This is a genomic window from Halomonas sp. A29, from assembly GCF_046723295.1.
Lineage (GTDB): Bacteria > Pseudomonadota > Gammaproteobacteria > Pseudomonadales > Halomonadaceae > Halomonas.
In genome coordinates this window covers 231,059-254,971 of record NZ_JAXQPR010000006.1, presented here as the reverse complement: position 1 = coordinate 254,971, position 23,913 = coordinate 231,059, and the positions used below count along the sequence as shown (strand labels likewise).

The window sequence follows — 23,913 nt, the reverse complement described above, 5'->3', positions numbered from 1 at the left end:
TTCAGAGGAACGGCAATGAAAATCTGTGTTATCGGCCTCGGCCAGATGGGCGGCAACATGGCCCTCACCCTCAAAGCCGCCGGCTTCGATGTCACCGGCAGCGATCTGTTCGAGAGTACCCGCCAGGGTCTGGCCGCTCGGGGGCTTGCCGTGGCCGCACCTGACGAACTCCCGTCCAGCGACGTCTACCTGCTGTCGCTGCCCACCTCGGCCCAGGTCAGGGAGGTGATCGAGACCGCCCCGGGGCTGCTCGGCCTGGCGCCAAAGGGCAGCGTGATCGTCGATACCTCCACCTCCGACCCGGCGGTCAGCCGAGAGCTGGCCGCCAAGGTGCAGGCCGCCGGCCTCGAGTGGCTCGATGCCCCGGTCAGCGGTGGCCCCAAGGGGGCAGCCAACGGCAAGCTAGGCATGCTGCTCGGCGGCGAAGCGGACACCATCGAGCGCCTGGCGCCGATGCTCGAGGCGATGTCGGCCAGATATACCCACGTCGGCGGGCCAGGCAGCGGCCATGTGGTCAAGCTGGCCAACAACTACCTCTGCGCCGCGCACCTGCTGACCACCGCCGAGGCGGTGGCTATGGCCGCCCGCGCAGGGGTCGACCCCACGGCCTGCCTGGCCGGGCTCAACAGCGGTTCGGGGCGCAGCGCGGTCAGCGAGGTCAACTTCCCCGAGTGGATTCTCTCGGGCCGCTTCGACTCCGGCTTCACCACCGGCCTGATGCGCAAGGACCTGCGCCTGGCTCGTGACGCCGCCGAGCGCCTGGGCATGGCGCCTGGGTTGCTCGCCGCCGTGGTCGAGGCGTGGCACACCAACCCGGAGCGTCCCGCCGACGGCGACGACTTCAATCGTATCGTCAGTGCACTGCTGGACACCGTCAGCCCAACCGAGGAGGCCGAACAATGAACCGACTCACACGCCAGGCCCGCGAACGCCTCGACGCCCTGCTCGATCGCTTCGGCTTGAACGGCAAGGTACCGCTCTCCAACTGGATCGACGCCGCACCCTGCCCGGGCGAGGGCGAGACGATCACGCTGATCGACCCCGCCACCGGCGAGGCGCTGCTCGATTATCTCGATGCCGCCCCCGCCCTGGTCGAGCAAGCCATCGAGGCTGCCACCCGGGCGCAAGCGGCATGGATGACCCTAACCGCCAGTGAGCGCGGCCGGCGCATGAACGCGGCCGTGAGCGGCCTGATGGGCCATGAGGAGGCCCTGGCCCAGCTCGAGAGCGTCATCGCCGGCAAGCCGATCCGCGACTGTCGCGGCGAGGTGGGCAAAGTCCGCGAGATGTTCGAGTACTACGCCGGCTGGTGCGACAAGCAGCACGGCGAGGTGATTCCGGTGCCCACCACGCACCTCAACTACGTGCGCCATGTGCCCTACGGCGTGGTCGGCCAGATCACGCCGTGGAACGCGCCGATGTTCACCTGCGCCTGGCAGCTCGCCCCGGCCATCGCCGCCGGCAACGGCGTGGTGCTCAAGCCCTCCGAACTCACGCCATTCACCTCGGTGGTGATCGCCAGGCTGCTGGAACGGGGCGGCTTGCCCCGCGGCTTGATCAACATCGTCAACGGGCTGGGCCCGACTACCGGTGCGGCGCTCACCGGCAACGAAGGCATCGGCAAGCTGGTGTTCGTCGGCTCGCCCCAGAGCGGGCGGCTGATCGCCGAGGCCGGCGCGCGCCGCCTGGTGCCAAGCGTCCTGGAGCTGGGTGGCAAATCGGCCAACATCGTCTTCGCCGATGCCAGGCTCGACGCCGCCGTGGCCGGCGCCCAGGCGGCGATCTTCGCCGCGGCGGGGCAGAGCTGCGTGGCCGGTTCGCGGCTTCTCATCCAGCGAGAGGTATTCGAAGAGGTAACCGAGCGGCTAGCTCGCGCCGCCGCCGAGATCGAAGTCGGGCTGCCCGACGACGAGGCGACGCGCATGGGGCCGCTGCAGAATGCCCGCCAGTATGCCCACGTGATGCGCATGATTGAAGATGCCGTGGCCGCCGGAGCGCGGGTGATAGTCGGCGGCGGCCGCCCCGCGAGCCTGCCCGAGGAGGCACGGGGCTACTTCCTGGCCCCCACCGTGCTGGTCGACGTCACGCCCGAGATGGAGATCGCCCGTGAGGAGGTGTTCGGCCCAGTGCTGGTGGCGATGCCGTTCGATGACGAGGAGGATGCCGTACGCCTGGCCAACGACACCCGCTTCGGCCTCGCCGGCGCAGTGTGGACCCAGGACCCTGCTCGCGCTCACCGCGTGGCCGCCCGCCTGCGTGCCGGCACGGTGTGGATCAACGGCTACAAGGCGATCAGCGTGATGTCACCCTTCGGCGGCTTCGGCGACAGCGGCTTCGGCCGCTCCAGCGGCATCGATGGCCTGCGCGAGTACACGCTACCCCAGAGCGTCTGGGTAGAAACCGGCGCCGAGGCCAGCGTGGCGATGGGTTACGGCAGCGGCATAGGCTAGAACCCGCCGCGTCAGGGCGCCTTGGTAGATGCCCCGACGCCCTGAAACGCCTGCATCCAGTGTTGCAGATGGCGCAGCAGCAGCACGCTGGCCTTGGGCTGCTGGCGCCCGATGCGAGTGACCATGTGCGCCTGGGAGCGCTGGAACAAGGGGTCGTCGACACTGCGTGCCACCAGGCGCCCCTCGGCCAGGTCTCCAGCGACGGCGAAGGCCGGCAGCAGGGTGATGCCCATGCCGCTGCGCACGTATTGGGCGAGAATCGCCATGGAGTTGGTGTTCATGGCCATGCGCGGCCGCAGCCGCGCCTGCTGGAACGCCTCATCCACCATCTGGCGCACTTGGTGGCTGGGATCCCACATCGCCATCGGCTCTTCGCTCAGTTGGGCCAGGGTGAGGGGCTCGGCCTGTGAGGCCAGCGCATGGTTGGGCGGCAGGATGGCCATCAACGGCTGCGGGCTCGACACCCAGAAGCGCAGCTGGTGGTGAGTGCGCTCATGGAACATCAGGCCGATATGGGCCTGCTCGTCGACGATTGCCTCGATGATGCCCGAGGTACCGGCCAGGTGGATGTCGATCTGGATCCCGGTATAGCGTTCGGTGAACTCGCGCAGCGGCTTGGCCACCAGATCACCGACGAAGCCCTCTCCCACCACCAGCGACACGGTGCCGGTCTCCAGCCGCTGGTAGGCTTCGAGCGAGGCAATGAAGCTCTCGTCCAGGGCGCCGCGGCGCTCGCAGTACTCCAGCAGCATCTCGCCGACTGGCGTGGGCCGGATGCCGGTGCGATTGCGCTCCAGCAGCGTGGCTCCCAGCGCGTCTTCCAGCAGATTGAGCTGTCGGCTCACCGCCGACGGTGCAATGTCGAGACGGGCGGCGGCCTGACGCACCGAGCCCGATTCCAGGGTGACTCTGAAGTAGACCAGCCGCTGGTGAGGGATATCCACGTCGTGTCATGCCATCAAGAAAGGCTTGGGTCGAAGGTTGGTGCGAGGCGGAGAATCAAAGCTGCTTGAGCAGTTTCTGCAGCTTCTTCAGGTCGCCCGAGTCACCGACCAGGCGCACCTTGCCGGCCATCATGCCGTCGAGAAAGGCCTGTTGGGTCGGCTTGCGCAGTACACGAATGGCAGTGGTTTCATCGTCGAAGCGCAGCTCCAGGTCGAGGTCCACCGGTAGCCCTGGGCCAACCTCGATGCCCTCGGGCGACATGCGGAAATGACGCGCGATGGATAGGTCCTCGGTGGCGATGCCCCAATCGAGGCGGTGCGTCTCGGAGAGCGCCTGGCGGAAACCCGGCTTGCGGCGCAGGGCACGCTTGAGCATCAAACCCAGCAGCCACAGCATCAGTCGCAGCTTCATGTCGAGTCCGATTCGAGCGAGGAGAAGAGGTACCGCGGCCTGACTGACAGGCCGCGCCACGAGAGGATCCGTCGTTCCGAATCAGCCCTTGCCGACGGCGTCCTTGAGACCCTTGCCCGGCTTGAAGGCAACGGTCTTGCTGGCCGGAATGGCCAGCGGCTGGCCGGTCTGGGGGTTCTTGCCGGTGCGGGCGGCACGCTCACGCACGGTGAAGGTACCAAACCCGATCAGTGATACATCCTGCCCTTGGGCCACGCTGCCGGTGATCTCGTCGAGGATGACGTTGAGCACCTGGCTGGCCTTGTCTTTCGAAAGTTCCGCACGCTCGGCAATCGCCGCAGCTAGTTCTGGCTTACGCATACTACAGCCCTCCTGGTATTGGCTATTTCCCCGGCAACGTTGCCGGTAAGTTGTTATTCATCAATGGTGAAGCTCGAGCCGCCTGCCACTTCCCCGGGAGAGCCCGTTCCCCTTGCGTGGGTTCGTCCCTTGCTCTTGAAGCGTCAAGCACGATGACCGCCGAAACCGAATCGATAAACCGGCCGGAACGGTGACGTCACTAGCCTAGCAACGGCGGCGCCGCTCGCGCCAGCTCAACTTTCCGCTTCACGCAGGCTCCTGTCAACGCAAAGCCGATCAAACGTTCGTCTTGATCTTCGGCGAAAGCGGCCAGATCGGAGCCTTCGCCCTCGATTCGCCAGCGGGCCGGTACCGACAGCGGCGGTAGCGCTACCACCGGCAGCAGCGGTGTTTTCACCAGGACCGGCCAGGCGCCGTAGCTCACTTCGGTGGGCATTCCGTGGAGCGTGCGTGCCAGTGCCTTGGCGCTGGCCTGCAGCGGCTGGACGTACATGGCGTTGACCCCGGCCACGCAGGCCACGTCGCCCAGGGCATGGATGCCGGGAGCCGACGTGGCCAGGTAGCGATCGACCTGGATCCCCGCGGCATCCACCTCCAGCCCTGCCGTCAAGGCCAGCTCGCTACGCGGGCGCAAGCCCGTGGCCACCAGGACCAGATCGGCCTCGATCCTCTCGCCGTCATCGAGCGTCACGCCGATATCGCTGCCAGCCGCCTCCAGTCGCTTCAGGCCACGCCCCAGGTACAGAACCATACCCGCCTCGCTGAATGCCTCGCCCAGCGCCCGACCCAGCGGCTCCGGCAGCAGCCGCGGCAAGGGCGCATGCTCCGGCGCCACCAGGCTTACCGCATGGCCACCCGCTATCAGATCATTGGCGAATTCGCAGCCCACCAGGCCCGCACCGACGATCACCACCCGGGCCCGCCGACCGAGCGCTTCCAAGGCAGCATGAAAGGCGCGGTAGTCGTCGAGATCGTTGATGGTGAAGACGCGGCCGGCAAGCGCTTCGGGAATTGCAAAAGGCACGGCGGGGGCAGCACCGGTGGCCAGCACCAGCTCTCCCCATGCCAGGCGCTCCTCGCCGATGTGCAGGCAGCGTCCAGCCGGGTCGATGGCATCGACTCGGGTATGGGTGCGCACCACCGCACCCAACTGGTCGGCCACTTCCAGTGCCGAACGTGCCGCCAGCCGCTCCGGGGGGAGGTGCTTGGCAAAGCCGGTGGAAAGCAGCGGCTTGGAGTAGTCGTCACCGCTATCGCCAGTGATCAAGGTGATGGGGCGTTCGGCATCCAGCCCACGCAGTTGCTTGAGCAGGCCGATGCCCGCCATGCCGGAGCCGATGATGGTAAGAGGTGCGGTCATGGAACTCCTCGCCGATGGCTGGGCCGTGACCAAATGGCGCGACCCAGCACGGGGAATCGTGTCAGAACCGCATGTTACACTATGCGCCCCTAGTTCGACCCGGAGAGTGCCGGTGGCCCGGAACCACGCGGAGCGCCATGCCAATACCTGTCTTTCTGCCCCTTGGCGCCCCCTGGCTGCGGGCCGACCGGCGATGAGTCCGGCCTGGTGGGCCTGGGTAGCCACGCAGGATTCACTCACTGCGCGACTGATCGAGGCCGGTGCCGGCCGCTCTTTCCGCGTGCGCCTGCTCGACCAGCGCCTGGGCAAACCGCAACGCGACGAAGCCCAGGCCTTGGGGCTTCCCTTCGACCGCCTCGCCTGGCTGCGGGAAGTGGCGCTGTGCCTCGGCGAGCGGCCCTGGGTGGTGGCCCGTTCGGTGGCACCGCTGGCGCAGATGCGCGGCCAGCGGCTCGAGCGGCTCGGCGAGCGTTCACTGGGCAGTTGGCTGTTCCGCCAGCCCGACCTGGTGCGCAGCCCCATCGAGGTCACGGCCGCCCCTGCGCCCTTCCATTGCCTAACCGGCCCCTGGGGGCGGCGTTCGGTGTTCCGCCACGGCCGCTTCGCCGTGCTGGTGCAGGAATTCTTCCTTGATGAGATGGCGGATGAATTGGGTTTGCCATCGCGCTAGGATGATCGCCATCGAATGAGGAGACACCGATGGATCGCTCTCTGATGCGCCCCAAGGGGCTCGCCCGCCTGCCTGACTTCCTGCACCTGATGCGGCTGGACCGCCCCATCGGTACCTGGCTGTTGATGTGGCCGACGCTATGGGCGCTGTGGGTGGCCTCGGCGGGGCTTCCCGAGCGACACCTACTGCTGATCTTCGTGGCCGGGGTCTACCTGATGCGCGCGGCGGGCTGCGTGATCAACGACTACGCCGACCGCCACTTCGACGGCCATGTCGAACGTACCAGGAATCGACCGCTGGCGACCGGGCGCATCAGCGAGTACGAGGCCAAGTTCCTGTTCGCCAGCCTGGTCGCGGCGGCCTTCGTGCTGGTGCTGTTCACCAACCTGTTCACCATCCTGCTCTCCCTGGTGGGCGTGGTCTTGGCCTTCATCTATCCGTTCATGAAGCGCTACACCCACCTGCCGCAAGCCTTCCTCGGCGCGGCCTTCTCGTGGGCGATCCCCATGGCCTTCGGTGCCGTGCTCGGCCATGTGCCGCTGGAGGCCTGGCTGCTGTTCGCCGCCAACGTGGCCTGGACGGTGGCCTACGATACCGAGTACGCCATGGTCGACCGCGACGACGATCTCAAGATCGGCATCAAGTCCACCGCGGTGCTGCTGGGCCGCGCCGACCGCGCCGCCATCGGCCTGCTGCAACTGGTCACGCTAGGGCTGCTGGGCTGGGTCGGGCTTCGCCTGGGGCTCGGCGTGTTCTTCTGGCTGGGCCTGACGGGCATGGCCGCCACCTTCGTTCATCAGCAGTTCCTGATACGTGAGCGCAAGCGCGAACGCTGCTTCCAGGCCTTCCTCAACAACCACTGGTCGGGGCTGCTGGTGTTCGCCGGCATCGCCCTGAACCTGTGGCCCGTCACCAGCGCCTGAAGCCGCTGGCGACGGTGTCATCCAACTGTCATGATGGCGTGGTGAGATCGTCACCGACCCGTCACTGACCGCGAGGCTTCGGGATGACCGCCAAGACCGTACTGATCGTCGATGACGAAGCGCCGATCCGCGAGATGATCGCGGTGGCGTTGGAGATGGCCGACTATCGCGTGCTGGAGGCTGCCAACGCGCAGAGCGCCCACAGCATGATCGTCGACAACCAACCCGACCTGCTGCTGCTCGACTGGATGATGCCCGGCACCAGCGGCATCGAGCTGGCGCGCCGGCTGAAGCGCGAGGAAGCCACTCGTGAGCTGCCGATCATCATGCTCACCGCCAAGAGCGAGGAGGACAACAAGATCCAGGGCCTCGAGGCGGGTGCCGACGACTATATCACCAAGCCCTTCTCGCCCCGCGAGCTGGTGGCCCGGCTCAAGGCGGTGCTGCGCCGCACGACCCCCAGGGGTGTCGAGGAGCCGGTGGAAGTGGATGGCTTGATGCTCGACCCGGTCAGCCATCGCGTCAGCGCCGATGGCAAGGCCTTGGAGATGGGTCCCACCGAGTACCGCCTGCTGCAATTCTTCATGACCCATCAGGAGCGCGCCTACACCCGCAGCCAGTTGCTCGATCAGGTGTGGGGCGGCAACGTCTACGTCGAGGAACGCACCGTGGATGTGCACATCCGCCGCCTGCGCAAGGCGCTGGGCGACGCCCACCAGCACCTGGTCCAGACCGTGCGCGGCACCGGCTACCGCTTCTCCAACAAGGGCTGACATGCGTCCTTGGAGCCATGAACTCTGGCGCCTCGGGCTGCTCGCCGTTGCCGGCAGCCTGATCGGCTGGATGTTTTCGGCCCCGGGGCTCGGGCTCGCCGCAGGGATCGCCCTGCGCCTGGTCTATCATCTACGCCAGCTGCACGCCCTGCGTCGCTGGCTGACCCGCAATCCCCACAGCGAACCACCCGCGGCGACCGGCCTGTGGGGCGAGCTGTTCGACCGCCTCTATCGTTACCAGAAGGGCCAGCGACACACCCAGCACCGCCTGCAGGCGACTCTCAAGCGCATCCAGGAATCCTCCGAGGCGATGCGCGACAGCGTGGTAATGCTCGACCCACACGGCGACCTGGAGTGGTGGAACAGCGCCGCCGAGCGCATGCTGGGACTCAAGGCCGCCCACGACCGCGGCCAGCACATCACCAACCTGGTGCGTGACCCGCGCTTCGTCGCCTACTTCAACGCCCGTGATTACCGCGAGCCACTGACGTTGACCTCACCGGTCGACGAACGCAAGGTGCTGCAGTTCCAGATCACCCTCTACGGCGACGACGAGCGCCTGGTGATGGCGCGCGACATCACCCGCCTGCACCGCCTGGAAGAAATGCGCCGCGATTTCGTCGCCAACGTCTCCCACGAGTTGAGAACCCCGCTGACCGTACTGGCGGGCTATCTCGAGACTTATTCCACTTATGCCGAGCAGCTACCATCGCGCCTGGCCCAGGGGTTGATCCGTATGCAGGAGCAGACCACCCGCATGCAGAGCCTGGTCAACGACCTGCTGCTGCTGTCGCGGCTGGAGATCGACCAGGGCGGCGAGGATCACCTGCCTTTGGCCGTGCCGGCGCTGCTCGAGGAGGTGCGCCAGGACGCCGAGGCGCTGGCGGCGGGACGCCAGCAGGTCCGCGTCGAGGTCGAGGAGGAGCGGTATCTGCTCGGCAGCGATGCGGAGATCCACAGCGCGCTGTCCAACCTGGCCTCCAATGCGGTGCGCTACACCGCCGAGGGCAGCCAAATCGTGCTGCGCTGGAAACCGCATCCCAAGGGCGCCTGCCTGGAAGTAGAGGACAACGGCGAGGGCGTCGACCCGGTTCACATTCCCCGACTCACCGAGCGCTTCTACCGGGTCGACAAGGGGCGCAGCAGCGAAAGCGGCGGCACCGGGCTGGGGCTCGCCATCGTCAAGCACGTGCTGCTGCGCCACGACGCCTATCTAGAGATCGAATCCCACCCCGGCCACGGCGCCCTGTTCCGCTGCGTGTTCCCCGCTTCCCGCCTGGCGGCGGCGGAAATGGCCGCTGGCTGAGCCATACCGGCACCAGACGCAACCGCGAGGCTTGAAGCACGACTGTCGCTGCGTCTCATTCTTGTGTATGCTCCGTATTAGTAGATTGTTTTTTAACCATTTTTATCGTATCAGCCCCGCCGCACAGACTTCGACAACGACACGGCACGGGCACTGCAAGGGACTCCTGAATGGCAAGGAAACAGGACGAGATCAGGCGTCAGAACAGGGAAAGTATCTTGCTTGCCGCCGAGTGCGTCTTCGCGGAAAAAGGCTATGCAGGGGCCTCGATGGGCGACATCGCCAAGCTCGCCGAACTGCCTAAGTCCAATGTGCATTACTACTTTTCCACCAAGGAGGAGCTCTATCGCGAGGTGCTGCTGGAGCTGCTCGAGGTGTGGAAACAGGATGCACTCTGCTTCGAGCTCTACGACGATCCGCGCATCGTTCTCGCTACCTATATTCGGGCCAAGATGCAGCACTCACGCAGCCGTGCTCACGGCTCCAAGGTCTGGGCAGCGGAGGTGATGCATGGCGCCCCCATGCTCAAGGAGGAGCTACGCGAGAATCTCTACGAGTGGGCCAAGCTCAAGGAAGCCAAGATTCGCGAATGGATCGAGAACGACCGCATCCTGCCGGTGGAGCCCTCCTACCTGCTCTACATGATCTGGGCCTCGACCCAGCACTACGCCGATTTCGATTATCAGATCGCCCTGCTCAACGACGACCACCCCCTCGATGACCTGCAGTTCGAGAAGGCGGTACAGTCGGTCACCGGGGTGATCCTGCGCGGAATCGGCCTCTCTCCCTGAGGGCCGCAGGAACGGCGACACCTCCCGAAGAGGTGTCGCCGACGACGCTACAGGGCACTGGCGGCACTTTTACGGAACGGGTTGCGCGGATCCTCCTCCCAGCTCATGTAGGGCTTGCCCGTTTGCTGCGGCAGCATGCTGATACAGTCCTGCACCGGGCAGGTGATCTGGCACAGGTTGCAGCCCACGCACTCCTCCTCGATCACTTCGTAGCGCCGCGCACCGCTGGCATCGACCAGCTTGGCGATGGACTGGTGCGAGGTGTCCTCGCAGGCGATGTAGCAGCGCCCGCACTGGATGCACTTGTCCTGGTCGATATGCGCGATGGTCTTGAAGTTCATGTCGAGGTGCTTCCAGTCGGTGGTGTTGGCCACCGCCCGGCCGGAGAACGCTGCGATCGAGCCGTAACCCTTCTCCGCCATCCAGCGCGACAGGCCGTCCTTCATCTCCTCGACGATACGAAAGCCATGCAGCATGGCGGCGGTACACACCTGCACGCTGCCGGCCCCCAGCGCGATGAACTCCGCCGCGTCGCGCCAGTTGGACACCCCCCCGATACCGGAAATCGGCAGGTCGCGAGTCGCAGCGTCGCGGGCGATCTCGGCGACCATGTTCATGGCGATGGGCTTGACCGCGCTGCCGCAGTAGCCGCCGTGGGTGCTCTGGCTGCCGACGGTGGGGCGGGCCACCATGGCATCCAGGTCGAGGCTGGTGATGGAGTTGATGGTGTTGATCAGCGATACCGCATCGGCGCCACCGCGCAGGGCGGCCTGGGCCGGGGCACGAATGTCGGTGATGTTGGGGGTCAGCTTCACGATCACCGGCCTGGAGTAGTACTGCTTGCACCAGCGGGTGACCTGCTCGATCAGATCCGGATTCTGCCCCACGGCGGCGCCCATGCCACGCTCCGGCATGCCGTGGGGGCAGCCCAGGTTGAGTTCGATGCCGTCGGCCCCGGTGGCCTCGACCAGTGGCAGGATGTGTCTCCACGCGGCCTCCTCGCAGGGCACCATGAGCGACACGATCAGCGCGCGGTCGGGCCAGGCCTTCTTGACCTCGGTGATCTCACGCAAATTGATGGCCAGCGAGCGGTCGGTGATCAGCTCGATGTTGTTGAACCCAAGCACTTCGCGGTTCTTGCCGAAATGGGCCGAGTAGCGTGACGAGACGTTGACCGCGGGCGGATCCTCACCGAGGGTTTTCCACACCACGCCGCCCCAGCCCGCCTCATAGGCACGCACGACGTTGTAGGCCTTGTCCGTGGGCGGGGCAGACGCCAGCCAGAAGGGGTTCGGCGCCCGGATGCCGGCGAAGTCGACGGAGAGATCGACGCCATTCACGAGCTCGCGGCTCGACTCATTGGAAAGCGCTGTCATGCGGCCTCCTGCTGAAGCATCAGGGCCTGGTGGATGGCGCGTGCGGCAAGCTTGCCGTGCTGCACCGCCTGTACGGTGAGATCCTGCCCCGGGGCGATGCAGTCGCCACCGGCATAGACGCCGGGGAGCGAGGTCTGGAAGTCGTCGCCGACCTGGATTCGCTCGCCGTCGCGAGCCAAGCCCGCCGCCAGCGGGTCGCCGAGGCTGGCGCCGTCGAAGCCCTGGCCGATGGCCTTGAAGATGGCATCGGCGGCGATATCGAAGGTCTCACCGGTGCCCGTCAGGCGGCCGGCTTCGTCGCGCGTCTTCTCGAAGCGCATGCCGGCTACCCGTCCCTCGCCATCGAGCAATACCTCCAGGGGCCTGGCCCAGGTCAGCATGCGCACGCCGTTGGCCTTGGCGATCTCCTGCTCGTGGCCGGTAGCCGACATCGCCTCGGCGCCCCGCCGATAGACCAGCGTGACCTCCTCGGCACCCAGCCGGGCCATCTGGGTCGCCATGTCGATGGCGGTATTGCCGGCGCCGATCACGACGCAACGACGCGCCAATGGCAGCTCGGCCAGATCGCCGGCCTGACGCAACTCGCGAATATAGTCGACGGCAGGCATCAGCCCCGGGGCCGATTCGCCGGTCAGGCCCAGCTCGCGGCTGGCGCCGAGCCCCAGGCCAAGGAAGACCGCATCGAAGTCGTCTCGCAGCTGCGCAAGCTCCAGCTCGCGCCCCAGCCGCTGGCCATGGCGAATCTCGATGCCACCGATGCCGAGCAGGAACTCGACCTCGCGGCGGGCGAAATCGTCGGTCATCTTGTAGCGGGCGATGCCGTACTCGTTGAGCCCGCCGGGCTTCGCCTCGGCCTCGAAGATCGTCACCCGGTGGCCGAGCATTGCCAGGCGATGGGCGCAGGAGAGCCCCGCCGGGCCGGCGCCGACCACCGCCACGTGGCGGCCGCTGTCGGCGGCACGTCGGAACGGATGCCCGTCGAAGCGCATGTGATCGGTGGCGTAGCGCTGCAGGAGCCCGATCAGCACCGGCTGGCACTCCTCATGATGATTGCGCACGCAGCTCTGCTCGCAGAGGATCTCGGTGGGGCAGACCCGCGCACAGCTGCCGCCCAGGATGTTCTGTTCGAGGATGGTATGTGCGGCACCGTTGATGTTGCCCTCGCCGATCTGACGGATGAAGCGCGGGATGTCGATGTCCGACGGACACGCCTCGATGCAGGGAGCATCGAAGCAGTACAGGCAGCGCTGGCTCTCGATCTGCGCCTGGCGTTCGCTGAGCGGCGGATGCAGATCACGGAAGCCCTCGGCGAGCCGGGTCGCGTCATAGGCCGGGGCTTCACCGACCCGGGGCAGGTGATTCAAGGAGTGGGTCACGGTCGTTACCTCGTTGTTCTTGGCTGTATGTCACCGGACTGAACGCCGCCGGTCACGGCGTCCTTAGTCGCGCTTTACCGCCTGCGGTGCGTGGAGTTCGGCGCGACGCTTGAGCAGGTCGAAGACACCTGGGTAGGCCGGGCGCTCCAGATAACGGCCGGCACCGCGTTCGGCGCGCAGCTCCCCGTCGCGCCATACCCACTTGCCCTGGCTCACGGTGTGACGGGGTATGCCGCGCACTGTCTTGCCTTCGAAGATATTGAAGTCGACGTTCTGGTGATGGGTCTCAGCCGAGATGGTGCGAGTGCCGCTGGGATCCCACACCACCAGGTCGGCATCGGCACCGACCTGTATCGAGCCCTTGCGCGGGTAGAGGTTGAAGATGCGGGCGGTGTTGGTAGAGGTCAGCGCCACGAAGTCGTGCATCGACAGCTTGCCGCTGTTGACGCCTTCATCCCACAGCACCGCCATACGGTCCTCGACGCCAGCGGTACCGTTGGGAATCTTGGTGAAGTCGTCCTTCCCGGCGGCCTTCTGTTCGGCGCAGAAGCAGCAGTGATCGGTGGCGGTGGTCTGCAGATTGCCCGACTGCAGGCCATGCCACAGCGCCTCCTGATGCCCCTTGGGGCGGAACGGCGGGCTCATCACGTGGGCCGCGGCGCGCCCCCAGTCGGTGTCCTGGTAGACGCTGTCGTCGAGCACCAGATGGCCGGTCAGACATTCGCCATAGACCGGATGGCCCTGCTGCCGCGCGTAGGCGATCTCGTCGACGGCATCGCGGGTAGAGACGTGCACCAGGTAGATGGGGGCCCCAAGGGTGCTGGCGATGCGAATGGCGCGGCTCGCCGCCTCGCCCTCGACCTGTGGCGGCCGCGAGAGTGGATGCGCCTCGGGCCCGGTCATTCCCTCGGCCAGCAGCTTCTGCTGCATGTGGTAGACCAGTTCGCCGTTCTCGGCGTGCACCGTGGGTATCGCACCAAGCTCCAGGCAGCGCGAGAAGCTCTGCACCAGAATATCGTCGGTGGCCATGATGGCGCCTTTATACGCCATGAAGTGCTTGAAACTGTTGACGCCGTGCTCTCGCACCAGGGTGCCCATCTCCTCGCTCACGCTGTCGTCCCACCAGGTGATGGCGACATGGAAGGCGTAGTCGGCGGCAGCCTTCTCGGCCCAGCCGCGCCAGGTCTCGAAGGCCTCCATCAGCGACTGGCCGGGGTTGGGAATCACGAAGTCGATGATCGAGGTAGTACCGCCGGCCAGCGCCGCGGCAGTGCCGGTGTAGAAGTCCTCGCTGGCGACGGTGCCCATGAAGGGCAACTGCATGTGCGTGTGCGGATCGATGCCGCCCGGCATGACGTACATGCCGTCGGCGTCGATCACCTCGCCGCCCGCGGGAGCGTCGAGCCCAAGGCCGATGGCCTGGATCTTGCCGTCGGCACACAGGATGTCGGCCCGGTAACTATCGCTATGGGTGACCACGGTTCCGCCACGAATCAAGAGGCTCATGTCGCGTTTCTCCTTTCGTTGTTGTCTTCATTCGCCGTCGGTGAGACGCCCATAGGCCTCCGGGCGACGGTCGCGGAAAAACTGCCAGTTGTTGCGTATCTCACGAACCATCGCGAGATCGATCTCATGGACCAGCAACTCGTCCGCCTTGTCGCTGGCCTGCGCCTCGATCTGCCCGCGCGGATTGACGATGTAGGAACTGCCGTAGAACTCGCCGATGTTCCACGGCGCCTCGGTGCCGACACGGTTGATGGCGGCAATGAAGCAGCCGTTGGCGGCGGCGGAAGCGGGCTGCTCAAGCTCCCAGAGGTACTGGGAGAGCCCGGCCACGGTAGCCGAGGGATTGAAGATCACTTCGGCACCGTTGAGCGCCAGCGCCCGCCAGCCCTCGGGGAAATGACGGTCGTAGCAGATGTAGACGCCGATCTTGCCGTAGGCGGTATCGAAAACCGGCCAGTCCGACTTGCCCGGCTTGAAGAAGTACTTCTCCCAGAAGCCGGCAACTTGGGGAATGTGGGTCTTGTGATACTTGCCCAGGTAACTGCCATCGGCATCGAACACGGCAGCGGTGTTGTAGTAGATGCCGGTCACGGTCTCCTCATAGATCGGCACGATCATCACCATGCGATGCTCGGCGGCAAGCTTCTGCATCATTCGGCAGGTGGGGCCGTCCGGTACCCGTTCGGCGGCCGCATACCACTTCGGGTCCTGGCTGGGACAGAAATAGGGCTGGTTGAACATTTCCTGAAAGCAGAGCACCTGCACGCCGGCCTGGGCGGCCTGCTCGATCAGCGGCAGGTGTGCCTCGTTCATGGCATCGCGGATCGCCGTGGGTTCCAGGTCGGTGCTGGTCTTGAGGCCCATCTGGATCAGGCCGATCGTCATCTTCTGCATGGAGTTCGATCCCTTTGTGATTGTTTTTCAGCCTGCGCCTTCCACACAGGCAAGGGAAAAGAAAAAGCTGACTCAACAGACAGCTTTTTGAAATTAGATGCTTGCCTGCAGGATATCAAGGTTCAATCGTTCAATTTTTCACCGACTTTCTCAAGCTCTTGTAGAACAAGGAAATTATCGTTACATCTTTTACTTTTCACCAAAATGGTGGATGCTCGCACCATCAATGGCGACATGGATATTTTTAAATTTTTATTTAAATATCAGTAAGTTAATTGAAAGCATCCGAATGTAACATTAGCCTGTTAAGAAATCTTGAACCAATCTGGAAAGTGTCTAGTCTGTCATGTGGCGATCCCTGCCGGGAGCTGAAGCACTCCTCAGCAGCCTTTTAACAGCTCGCTCTGCATATTGTTGTCGAATAAGTCAGCTTTAAAAACACATGCTTAGCATTCGGAAGAATGTCTCGAGCTTGGATAATTCGGCGCGGGAGCCAGCCGACCAAATGGTAATGGGCACAGTTATTGCTTCTTACCGACAAGACCAACACAACAATAAGCTTTGCACCTAGTGACGGAGAACAACAAAATGACCCAGTCATCGAGGATGTTGGACAGGAAGGGCCTGATCGAACTCGAGGTAGGCGACGACTTGCGCAACAGCCCACGGTTCAACGACGACATTGCACCCACCAAGGCCAGCGAAAGGACCTGGTCGAAATGGAACATCGCCGCACTCTGGGTCGGGATGTCGATCTGCGTGCCCACCTATACCCTTGGCGGTGTTCTGACCGCCTATTTCGGGCTCAGCGTGGGCGAAGCCCTGTTGGCGATACTGCTCGCCAACGTGATCGTGCTGATTCCGCTGACGCTGAACGCCTTTCCCGGGACCAAGTTCGGCATTCCCTTCCCGGTGGTGTTGCGCTCTTCGTTCGGCATCCTGGGTTCCAACGTACCCTGCCTGATTCGCGCTCTGGTCGGCTGCGGCTGGTTCGGTATCCAGACCATGTTCGGCGGCCTGGCCATCCATCTGCTTCTGGCAGCGCTCTTCCCGCCCTGGCAGGCGCTGGGGGGCGTTGGCGAAGTCATCGGCTTCTTCGTCTTCGGGGCGATGAACCTCTACGTGGTGATCCGCGGGGCGGAGTCGATCAAGTGGCTGGAGACGCTGGCCGCCCCCCTGCTGCTGGCGGTTGGCATCGGGCTGATGTTCTGGGCCTGGCCGCACATGTCGATGACCGAACTGCTGGCACAGCCTCCTTCGCGTCCGGAAGGCGCTTCGGTCGTTGGCTACTTCCTTGCCGGCCTGACGGCCATGGTGGGCTTCTGGGCCACGCTGTCGCTCAACATTCCCGACTTCAGTCGTTTCGCCAGAAGCCAGAAGGATCAGATCGTAGGACAGGTGCTGGGCCTGCCCCTGACCATGTTCTTCTTCGCTGCCCTCGGCGTGGTGATGACGGCCGCCTCGGAGTCCCTGGTCGGTCGAACCATCGCAGACCCGGTCAATCTCATCGGCATGATCGACAACCCGTTCTGGGTCGGCATCGCGATGGTGCTGATCATAGTGGCCACGATCTCGACCAACACGGCGGCCAACATCGTCTCTCCCACCAACGATTTTCAGAACGTTGCGCCCAAGTTGATCGACCATACCCGCGGCGTGCTGATCACAGGTCTGGTGGGCGTGCTGCTGATGGGCTACGACTTGCTGCAAAAGTTGGGCGTGATCGGTGCCGGCGTCTCGCTGGAGCAGATGTACTCGAACTGGCTGCTGGGATATTCCAGCCTGCTGGGTCCCATCGCGGGTGTCATGGCGGTGGACTACTTCCTGATCAAGCGCCAGCGGCTCGACGTGCCGAGCCTCTACCAGGATGGCCGGGCCTACCCCGCCTTCAACCTGGCCGGTTTCATCGCCTTCGGCATTCCCGTTTCCCTGACCCTGCTGTCGCTGGCCACCGGCACCATGTACTGGTTCTACGACTACGGCTGGTTCACCGGTTCGCTGCTTGGCGCCGTACTCTACTACGTCACCAGCCTGATGCTGACTCCCGCCGGTCGAGCCGTACCTGTGACCGCCATCGATATGGAGCGCCACCTGTGAGGCGAGCCGAATGATAAAGCTCGGCTAGAGCGCCCTTCAAATCGCGGCGATATCACGCTCGCCGCGATAGTGGCGGTCCCACATCAGCACGGCGCCGGCCACGGCGCCGGGCAGCAGGAACAGGTTGGCCAGCGGGATCCAGGTGATCAGCGTCACCCAGCCGCCGAAGGTGAGGGTCTGCCAGGCGTGCGAGGAGAGCCGGCGGCGCATGCTGGCGAAGCTCACCTTGTTGTTGTCCATGGGGTAGTCGAGGTAGGTGATCGCCATGATCCAGGCCGAGAACAGAACCCACAGGAAGGGGGCGACGACATTGAGCGCGGGTATCCAACTGATGACGAACAGCGCCAGCGCTCGCGGCAGGATGTAGCCGAGCTTGACCAGCTCGCGCCCCATGGCATCCACCGCGGTGCGCGCCAGGCCGCGGTCGTCGAGGGGTGGCCTGCCGGTAACCTGCACCTCCACCTTGGCCGCCAGGAAGCCGTAGAAGGGCGCGGCGATCAGGTGGGTCACCAGGGTGAAGGTGAAGAATACGATCAGCACCAGGCTCGCCACGAACAGCGGCCAGATCAGCCACTCCAGCCAGCCGAGCCAGGCCGGTACCATGGCCATCCAGCTATCCAGCCAGCCGCCGAAGTGGCTGACCACGTAGTAGAGCATGGCCGAATAGACCACCAGGTTGACGGCGATCGGAGCGTAGACGTAGCGGCGCAGGCCGCGGCTGTAGACCAGCCGCGTGCCGCGGTTGAGGGCCGTGAAGGCGTCCAGCATCGGTATCCTCTGAGTGGATTATTCCTTGCGCGTCAGGGCGTTCTCGTCGATCTGGGCCGTGTCCATGTGGCGGATATCGAGCCCCTTGACCAGATAGATGACGTATTCGGCGAGATTGTCGGCATGATCGCCGACCCGCTCCAGCGCGCGCAAGATCCACATCACATTGAGTACCGGGCCGATGGCTCGACTGTCCTCCATCATGAAGGTCATCAGCGAGCGCATGGCGCTGCCGTACTCATCGTCCACCGAGTCGTCCTCGTGCACTACCTGCAGGGCCAGCTCGGTGTCGAAGCGGGCGAATGCCGTCAGCGCATCGCGCAGCATGCGCCGCACGTGCTCGCTGATATGGCGTACTTCGACCAGGCCGCGCACGTTGTTGCCGCCGTCGATCAAGGTCAGGGCGTTGCGTGCGATCTTGCTCGCCTCGTCGCCGATCCGCTCCAGGTCGGCGGTGGCACGGATCACCGCCAGCACCAGTCGCAGGTCGGAGGCCGCCGGCTGGCGCCGCGCCAGCACCCGCGTGCACTCGTCGTCGATCTTGAGCTGCATGGCGTTGACGTCGCGATCGCGGTCGCGCACCTTCTCGGCCAGGCGGCTGTCGCCCTCGAGCAACGCTTGGATCGCCTCCTGGACCTGCTGCTCGACCAGCCCGCCCATGGTCATCAGTTGGGTCTTGAGCGCCTCCAACTCCTGGTTGAACTGGCGGGAGATGTGCTGGCTATGGGTATCGCTGGTAATGTCCATTGTTTTCTCCTCGGGCGGCCTCGGTCAGGCCATGCGGCCGGTGATGTAGTTCTCGGTACGACGCAGGCTGGGGTTGGTGAACAGGGTGTCGGTGGGGGCGTACTCCACCAGTTCGCCGTCCTGCAGGAAGGCGGTATAGTCGGAGACCCGCGCCGCCTGCTGCATGTTGTGGGTCACGAGTATCAGCGTCAGCTGCGACTTCAGGCCGCGAATCAGCTCTTCGATCTTGAGCGTCGAGATCGGGTCCAGCGCCGAGGCCGGCTCGTCGAGCAGCAGCACCTCGGGGCGAACCGCCAGTGAGCGGGCAATCACCAGGCGCTGCTGCTGGCCGCCGGAGAGCGACCAGGCCGAGGCGCGCAGACGATCCTTCACCTCGTCCCACAGTGCCGCGGCGTTCAGCGCCCATTCGACGATGTCGTCCATGCGCCGACGCGTCAGCCCGCCCTGCAGGCGCAAACCGAAGGCCACGTTCTCGTAGATCGACATGGGAAACGGGTTGGGCACCTGGAACACCATACCGACGCGTCGGCGCAGCTCGTCTACGGCCACCTCGGGCGCGTGGATGTTCTCGCCTTCGAGCAGGATCCTGCCCTCGTGGCTTACTTCCTCGTTGAGATCGTGCAGCCGGTTGAGCGCACGCAGCAGGGTCGACTTGCCACACCCCGACGGGCCGATGAAGGCCGTGACCCGGTGCCGGGGCACCCGCAGAGAGACCCCCCGCAGCGCCGGCTTGCCGCCATAGGCCAGGCCCAGGCCCTCGATCTGGAAACAGCTGGCCTCAGGGGGAAAATCGATGATCGAACCCGAGACGGGTTGGAAGCGGGACGGCAAGGTCATCGGTGAGTGTTACCTCTTCATGGACGCGGCTGCACACCGTGACGCACGCGAAAATAGTGCCGCAGAAATATGGCAGTCAGGTTAAGCACCAGGATGACCAGCACCAAGAGCAGCGCCGTGGCATACACGAGTGGCATGGCCGCCTGCACGTCGCTGCCGTGAAACGCCGTATCGTAGATGTGGTAGCCCAGGTGCATGAACTTGCGTTCAAGATGGAGGAAGGGGAACTCGCCGTCCACCGGCACCTGGGGCGCCAGCTTGGCGACGCCCACCAGCAGCAGCGGTGCCACCTCCCCGGCGGCCCTGGCCACCGCCAGGATCACTCCGGTCAACATGGCCGGCACCGCCATCGGCAGAACCACCCGGGACAATGTCTCGAAGCGGGTGGCACCCAGCGCCAGGGCGCCTTCGCGCTGCTCGACGGGGATCCGCGCCAGTCCCTCCTCGGTGGCAACGATCACGACTGGCAGGGTCAGCAGCGCCAGGGTCAACGACGCCCACAGCAGCCCCCCGGTGCCGAAGGTGGGCGAAGGCAAGGTATCGCTGAAGAACCACTCGTCGAGCGAGCCGCCGATGCCGTAGACGAACACCCCCAGACCGAAAACACCGTAGACAATGGAAGGCACGCCCGCCAGGTTGCGCACCGAGATGCGCACCAGGTTCGTCAGCCTCCCCTGGTGGGCCACCTCGTTGAGATAGACCGCCGCCAGCACACCAAAGGGCGTGACCAGCAGCGACATGAGCATCACCATCAGCACGGTACCGAAGATTGCCGGCCACACTCCACCTGCGGTATTGCCGTCACGCGGACCCTCGGCGAGAAAACGCCAGACACCGCCGGCCCAGGCAGCCAGCTTCTGCGGCAGCGACATGGCATTGGGCTGCCAAGCGCGCAATATCTCGTCGAGCGGCTGGAGCAGGCGTTGCCCATCGACGCTCTCGAGCACAGCAAACTCGCCGCGCATCGCTTCCTGCAAAGCGCGCACGCGCTCGTTGGCCTCGGCCAGCGCCCGCCGGGCATCGGTATCACCTGGGTTGGCATCGAGTCGCCGAATCAACGGCCTGACCACCTCCCGGCGCAACCGTTCGCGCTCGCTGCGCAACTGCTCCAGCGCCGCCAACCGTGCCTGGAGACTGTCCCAAGCGGCCTGTTGAGGCTCATGATTCGGTGTCACCCCGGCATCTGCCACCGCGATCAGTCGGCCGATGAACTGGCCGTGGCGGCGACGCTCCAACACCACCAGGTCTGGTGGGCGCTCGCTCGCGACGATGGCATCGACCGGCAGCCAGTGCCAGACATGGCCGTCGAGGTCACGGTTGGCGGTGAAATAGAGCCGCTCTCGTCCTTCACCCCGTTCCAGCGGCAGCTCGCGCACCGCCTGGCCAGCCACTACCCGGCCGTCGTCCAGCTCGATCTGCAGCATCGATGCCGGCCAGAAGTGTGCCAGGCCGCGCACGGCGATAAGCAGCAGCAACCCGCCCAGTACCAGCACAGACAGTGCCACGCTGCTGGCGGCGAGCCAGGCCCAGGGCCCCTCCGAGCGGGCCAGGTGGCGCTTGCCGAGCTTCACGCGCACCTCCTCATGGCGAACCGCCGAGCCAGCGGTAGCGACGCCGGAGCCGGCTTCTCACCAGCTCGGCCAGGGTATTGACCAGGAAGGTGAACAGGAACAGCAGCAGCGCCGCCAGCATCAGCAGCAGATAGGCCTCGCTGCCGGGGACGGCCTCGGGCAGCTCGACGGCTATACCTGCCGCCATGGTCCGCATGCCCTCGAAGGGGCTGAGGCTCATCAGGGCGGTGTTGCCGCTGGCCATCAGCACGATCATGGTCTCGCCCACGGCACGGCCGGCGCCGATCATCACCGCGGCGAAGATACCGGGCGCGGCGGCAGGCAGCACCACCCGCCATAGGGTCTGCCAGCGCGTCGCACCCAGCGCGTGCGCGCCCTCTCCTAGTCGGCCCGGCACGCCGGAAAGGGCGTCCTCGGCCAGGGCATAGACGCTCGGCATCACCGCGAAACCCATTGCCAGCCCGACGATCATGGCGTTGCGCGTGGCGTAGTCGAGCCCCAGCTCGGCATCCAGCCAGCCGCGCAGGTCGCCGCCGAACAGCAGCGACTCCAGCTCGGGCGAGAGGAGAAAGGTGAGCGACACCAGCAGGGCCAGCCACGGCACCAGCCACAGCCCGGCCCGGGCCAGCGACAGCCGGCGACGTCCTGCCGAAGGCAGGCGCCGCCATACCGCGGCGGCCAGCAACACGCCCAGCGGCAACACCAGCAGTAGCGCCAGCGAACCCGCCAGGTGGCGCTCCACCCAGGGGGCCAATACCAGGCCGGCAACGAAACCGATCACCACCCCGGGCAGCGCTTCCATCATCTCCAGGGTGGGCTTCACGCGGCTGCGCAAGCGCTGGGACATGAACAGCGCCGAATGGACCGCAGCACCCAGCGCCAGGGGAATGGCAAAGGCCATCGCCCAGAAGGCCGCCTTAAGCGTACCCCAGGCCATGGGCGTCAACGTCATGTGGATTCGCACCGAATCGAGGGCGCCACCCAGCAGCGCCGGCATGACCTCCATCACCAGGAACACACCGATGGCCAGCACCGCCACGATCACCCCGATGCCTCCGGCCGTGATCAGGGCGGTAGCCAGCCGATCGCGCTGCCTGCGCCACAAGGGCCGGGAAGAGGAGGAAACGGGAGAGGGCTCTATCATGATCGGCAGCGTATAACGGCTTGATGACAGTTGGATGACAGCATCACGGCAGCGAACCGTTCAACCCCAGCCGCTCACGCTGGAATTCCAAAGCCGACTCCGACAGCGCCACGAAACCCAGCTCGGTGACCGCCTGCTGGCCCTCGGCCGAGAGGATGAGCTCCAGCAGCGCCCGCTCCGGACCTGCAAGGGTCTCGCCCGGGGGCAGGTTGGCATAGAGGTAGAGTGCCCGACTCAGCGGATAGTCACCCTGGCGAACCTGCTCGGCTTCAGGGAAACTCAGCCGGCCCTCGGCATCTTCCAGGGCCAGGGGCTTGACCCCGGGCGTCAGATGGTTGAGGCCGACATAGCCGATCGCCTCGCGGCTCTCCGTCACCGCCGCCACGATGGCAGCCGAACCGGGGTGCTCGTTGAGACGCCGGCGATATTCGCCTCCGCACAGGGCGCGCTGGCGAAACAGACCATAGCTGCCCGATGCGGGATTGCGGCCATGCAGCTCGATGCGCCCGCCCCGGTCCTCGAAGCCAAGCTGCTCCCAGCGCGTGATCTCGCTTTCGCCGCCACAGCGACGGGTGCGTGAGAAGATGGCATCGACCTCTGCCAGGCGCAGCGATTCCAGCGCATGGTGGCGATGAACGATGACCGCCAGCGCATCCCGGGCCACCTCCACTTCCACCGGCGCATAGCCATGGCGTTGAATGAAGGCCTCACGTTCCTGCTCGCTCATCGGGCGCGACATGGGGCCTAGCCGGGTGGTGCCGGCCGCCAGGGCGGGAGGGGCGCTGGACGAGCCACTGGCCTGCAGTTGCAGGCGGATGCCCGGGTGGCGCTCGCCAAGCTGCTCGCCCCAGCGCAGCATCAGCCCGGCCATGGTGTCGGAGCCGACGATGCCCAGAGTGCCGACCGGCTCGCTCGCAGGGGCCATGGGCATCACGAGCGACAGCACCGCGGCAAGGCAGGCCTGTCGCAGCCTGCGGCCACGACCTTGAGGAAGGGAGATCATGCGGGGCTCCTCGATACGGGGAAACGAGCGGGTCTGACAGGTTGTCGCAGCGCTGGTTAGGGTTGGCCTTGGCGTATAAGATGGCGCACTGAAGCCGCTGCGATGCAATATCGCCACCCACAACAACAAGCCGAGCTTACGACATTCCATGACCGACCTCGACGACGTGCCCGCCCCGCAGGGCCAACTGACCCTCAAGTTACTGGCCAATCGCCAGGATACCAACCTCTACGGTGACATTCCGGGTGGCTGGCTGGTACGCCACATGGACCAGGCCGCCGAGCTGGCCGCGGGCCGTGAAGCGCATGGCCGCACCGCCACCGTGGCCATCGAAACCATGGACTTCCTGTGCCCGGTGCGTGTCGGCTCGATGGTCAACATCTTCACCGCCGTGCGCGAGATCGGCCACAGCTCGATCAAGATCGACGTGGAGGTATGGATCCGCCAGCCCCACGAACGTGAGAGCAGCGAGCTGCACAAGGTTACCGAGGCCCGCTTCGTGATGGTGGCACTCGACGACAAGGGCCGCATCCGCGCCGTTCGCCAGACCGGCTGAGCATACCCTTGAATGCGACGAGGGCGCCGCCTGGCGCCCTCGTCGTGCG

23 protein-coding genes are annotated in these 23,913 nt (G+C 65.4%); 9 read left to right on the top strand and 14 right to left on the bottom strand.

Annotated elements, in window-relative coordinates; genetic code table 11:
- Nucleotides 1–15 precede the first annotated feature (15 nt).
- The gene (locus SPH52_RS13625; RefSeq protein ID WP_411795574.1) at nt 16–903 is read left to right on the top strand and encodes an NAD(P)-dependent oxidoreductase; all 888 of its coding nucleotides are present in this window, start codon (nt 16–18) and stop codon (nt 901–903) included.
- Complete coding sequence (locus SPH52_RS13620) at nt 900–2,450, top strand: aldehyde dehydrogenase family protein (RefSeq protein WP_411795573.1); 1,551 nt, start codon at nt 900–902, stop codon at nt 2,448–2,450. The genes SPH52_RS13625 and SPH52_RS13620 overlap by 4 nt, the downstream gene beginning before the upstream one ends.
- 11 nt (nt 2,451–2,461) lie before the next feature.
- Here the strand turns inward: SPH52_RS13620 and SPH52_RS13615 are convergent, their stop codons facing one another.
- From SPH52_RS13615 to SPH52_RS13600, 4 genes are all read right to left on the bottom strand, one after another.
- Entirely contained in the window at nt 2,462–3,394 is a 933-nt protein-coding gene (locus tag SPH52_RS13615) for a LysR family transcriptional regulator (RefSeq protein WP_411795572.1), read from the bottom strand.
- Between the two features lie 55 nt (nt 3,395–3,449).
- Nucleotides 3,450–3,806 (bottom strand): hypothetical protein, encoded by a 357-nt coding sequence (locus SPH52_RS13610; protein WP_411795571.1) that lies wholly within the window; start codon nt 3,804–3,806, stop codon nt 3,450–3,452.
- Nucleotides 3,807–3,887: 81 nt separating this feature from the next.
- Nucleotides 3,888–4,166, bottom strand: coding sequence for an HU family DNA-binding protein (locus SPH52_RS13605; RefSeq protein WP_010625919.1), 279 nt, complete (start codon nt 4,164–4,166; stop codon nt 3,888–3,890).
- Between the two features lie 199 nt (nt 4,167–4,365).
- Nucleotides 4,366–5,526, bottom strand: coding sequence for an FAD-dependent oxidoreductase (locus SPH52_RS13600; protein ID WP_411795570.1), 1,161 nt, complete (start codon nt 5,524–5,526; stop codon nt 4,366–4,368).
- A gap of 112 nt (nt 5,527–5,638) precedes the next feature.
- Between SPH52_RS13600 and SPH52_RS13595 the strand changes: the two genes are divergently transcribed.
- From SPH52_RS13595 to SPH52_RS13575, 5 genes are all read left to right on the top strand, one after another.
- Nucleotides 5,639–6,196 carry a chorismate--pyruvate lyase family protein gene (locus tag SPH52_RS13595; protein WP_411795569.1) on the top strand — a complete coding sequence of 186 codons (558 nt, stop codon included), beginning with the start codon at nt 5,639–5,641 and terminating at the stop codon, nt 6,194–6,196.
- A gap of 29 nt (nt 6,197–6,225) precedes the next feature.
- Nucleotides 6,226–7,119 (top strand): 4-hydroxybenzoate octaprenyltransferase, encoded by an 894-nt coding sequence (ubiA, locus tag SPH52_RS13590; RefSeq protein ID WP_411795568.1) that lies wholly within the window; start codon nt 6,226–6,228, stop codon nt 7,117–7,119.
- Between the two features lie 83 nt (nt 7,120–7,202).
- A complete protein-coding gene (gene phoB / locus SPH52_RS13585) occupies nt 7,203–7,892 on the top strand; it encodes a phosphate regulon transcriptional regulator PhoB (protein WP_411795567.1) in 690 nt (229 codons plus the stop codon).
- A gap of 1 nt (nt 7,893) precedes the next feature.
- Nucleotides 7,894–9,198, top strand: a complete 1,305-nt coding sequence (gene phoR, locus SPH52_RS13580) for a phosphate regulon sensor histidine kinase PhoR (protein WP_411795566.1) — start codon at nt 7,894–7,896, stop codon at nt 9,196–9,198.
- 170 nt (nt 9,199–9,368) lie between these two features.
- Nucleotides 9,369–9,989 carry a TetR family transcriptional regulator C-terminal domain-containing protein gene (locus SPH52_RS13575; RefSeq protein WP_411795565.1) on the top strand — a complete coding sequence of 207 codons (621 nt, stop codon included), beginning with the start codon at nt 9,369–9,371 and terminating at the stop codon, nt 9,987–9,989.
- A 47-nt stretch (nt 9,990–10,036) separates the two neighbouring features.
- Here the strand turns inward: SPH52_RS13575 and preA are convergent, their stop codons facing one another.
- The 4 genes from preA to SPH52_RS13555 form a co-directional block, all read right to left on the bottom strand.
- Nucleotides 10,037–11,365, bottom strand: a complete 1,329-nt coding sequence (preA, locus tag SPH52_RS13570) for an NAD-dependent dihydropyrimidine dehydrogenase subunit PreA (RefSeq protein WP_411795564.1) — start codon at nt 11,363–11,365, stop codon at nt 10,037–10,039.
- Nucleotides 11,362–12,741: an NAD(P)-dependent oxidoreductase gene (locus SPH52_RS13565; protein ID WP_411795563.1), complete on the bottom strand. Its 1,380-nt coding sequence runs from the start codon at nt 12,739–12,741 to the stop codon at nt 11,362–11,364. Before SPH52_RS13565 ends, preA begins: the two co-directional genes overlap by 4 nt.
- Before the next feature lie 63 nt (nt 12,742–12,804).
- A complete protein-coding gene (hydA, locus tag SPH52_RS13560; RefSeq protein ID WP_411795562.1) occupies nt 12,805–14,247 on the bottom strand; it encodes a dihydropyrimidinase in 1,443 nt (480 codons plus the stop codon).
- A 27-nt stretch (nt 14,248–14,274) separates the two neighbouring features.
- Nucleotides 14,275–15,141, bottom strand: a complete 867-nt coding sequence (locus SPH52_RS13555) for a nitrilase-related carbon-nitrogen hydrolase (protein WP_411795561.1) — start codon at nt 15,139–15,141, stop codon at nt 14,275–14,277.
- A 588-nt stretch (nt 15,142–15,729) separates the two neighbouring features.
- Between SPH52_RS13555 and SPH52_RS13550 the strand changes: the two genes are divergently transcribed.
- Nucleotides 15,730–17,238 (top strand): NCS1 family nucleobase:cation symporter-1, encoded by a 1,509-nt coding sequence (locus SPH52_RS13550; RefSeq protein ID WP_411795560.1) that lies wholly within the window; start codon nt 15,730–15,732, stop codon nt 17,236–17,238.
- Between the two features lie 36 nt (nt 17,239–17,274).
- Here the strand turns inward: SPH52_RS13550 and cysZ are convergent, their stop codons facing one another.
- The 6 genes from cysZ to SPH52_RS13520 form a co-directional block, all read right to left on the bottom strand.
- Entirely contained in the window at nt 17,275–18,006 is a 732-nt protein-coding gene (gene cysZ / locus SPH52_RS13545) for a sulfate transporter CysZ (protein WP_411795559.1), read from the bottom strand.
- An 18-nt stretch (nt 18,007–18,024) separates the two neighbouring features.
- Entirely contained in the window at nt 18,025–18,753 is a 729-nt protein-coding gene (phoU, locus tag SPH52_RS13540; RefSeq protein WP_411795558.1) for a phosphate signaling complex protein PhoU, read from the bottom strand.
- 24 nt (nt 18,754–18,777) lie between these two features.
- A complete protein-coding gene (gene pstB, locus SPH52_RS13535; protein WP_411795557.1) occupies nt 18,778–19,590 on the bottom strand; it encodes a phosphate ABC transporter ATP-binding protein PstB in 813 nt (270 codons plus the stop codon).
- 17 nt (nt 19,591–19,607) lie between these two features.
- On the bottom strand, nt 19,608–21,014 hold the full coding sequence (gene pstA, locus SPH52_RS13530; protein ID WP_411795700.1) for a phosphate ABC transporter permease PstA: 1,407 nt from the start codon (nt 21,012–21,014) through the stop codon (nt 19,608–19,610).
- A 157-nt stretch (nt 21,015–21,171) separates the two neighbouring features.
- A complete protein-coding gene (locus tag SPH52_RS13525; RefSeq protein ID WP_411795556.1) occupies nt 21,172–22,305 on the bottom strand; it encodes an ABC transporter permease subunit in 1,134 nt (377 codons plus the stop codon).
- A gap of 43 nt (nt 22,306–22,348) precedes the next feature.
- Nucleotides 22,349–23,308 (bottom strand): PstS family phosphate ABC transporter substrate-binding protein, encoded by a 960-nt coding sequence (locus SPH52_RS13520; protein ID WP_411795555.1) that lies wholly within the window; start codon nt 23,306–23,308, stop codon nt 22,349–22,351.
- Nucleotides 23,309–23,456: 148 nt separating this feature from the next.
- Between SPH52_RS13520 and SPH52_RS13515 the strand changes: the two genes are divergently transcribed.
- Nucleotides 23,457–23,864, top strand: coding sequence for an acyl-CoA thioesterase (locus SPH52_RS13515; RefSeq protein WP_411795554.1), 408 nt, complete (start codon nt 23,457–23,459; stop codon nt 23,862–23,864).
- The last annotated feature ends 49 nt before the right edge of the window (nt 23,865–23,913 follow it).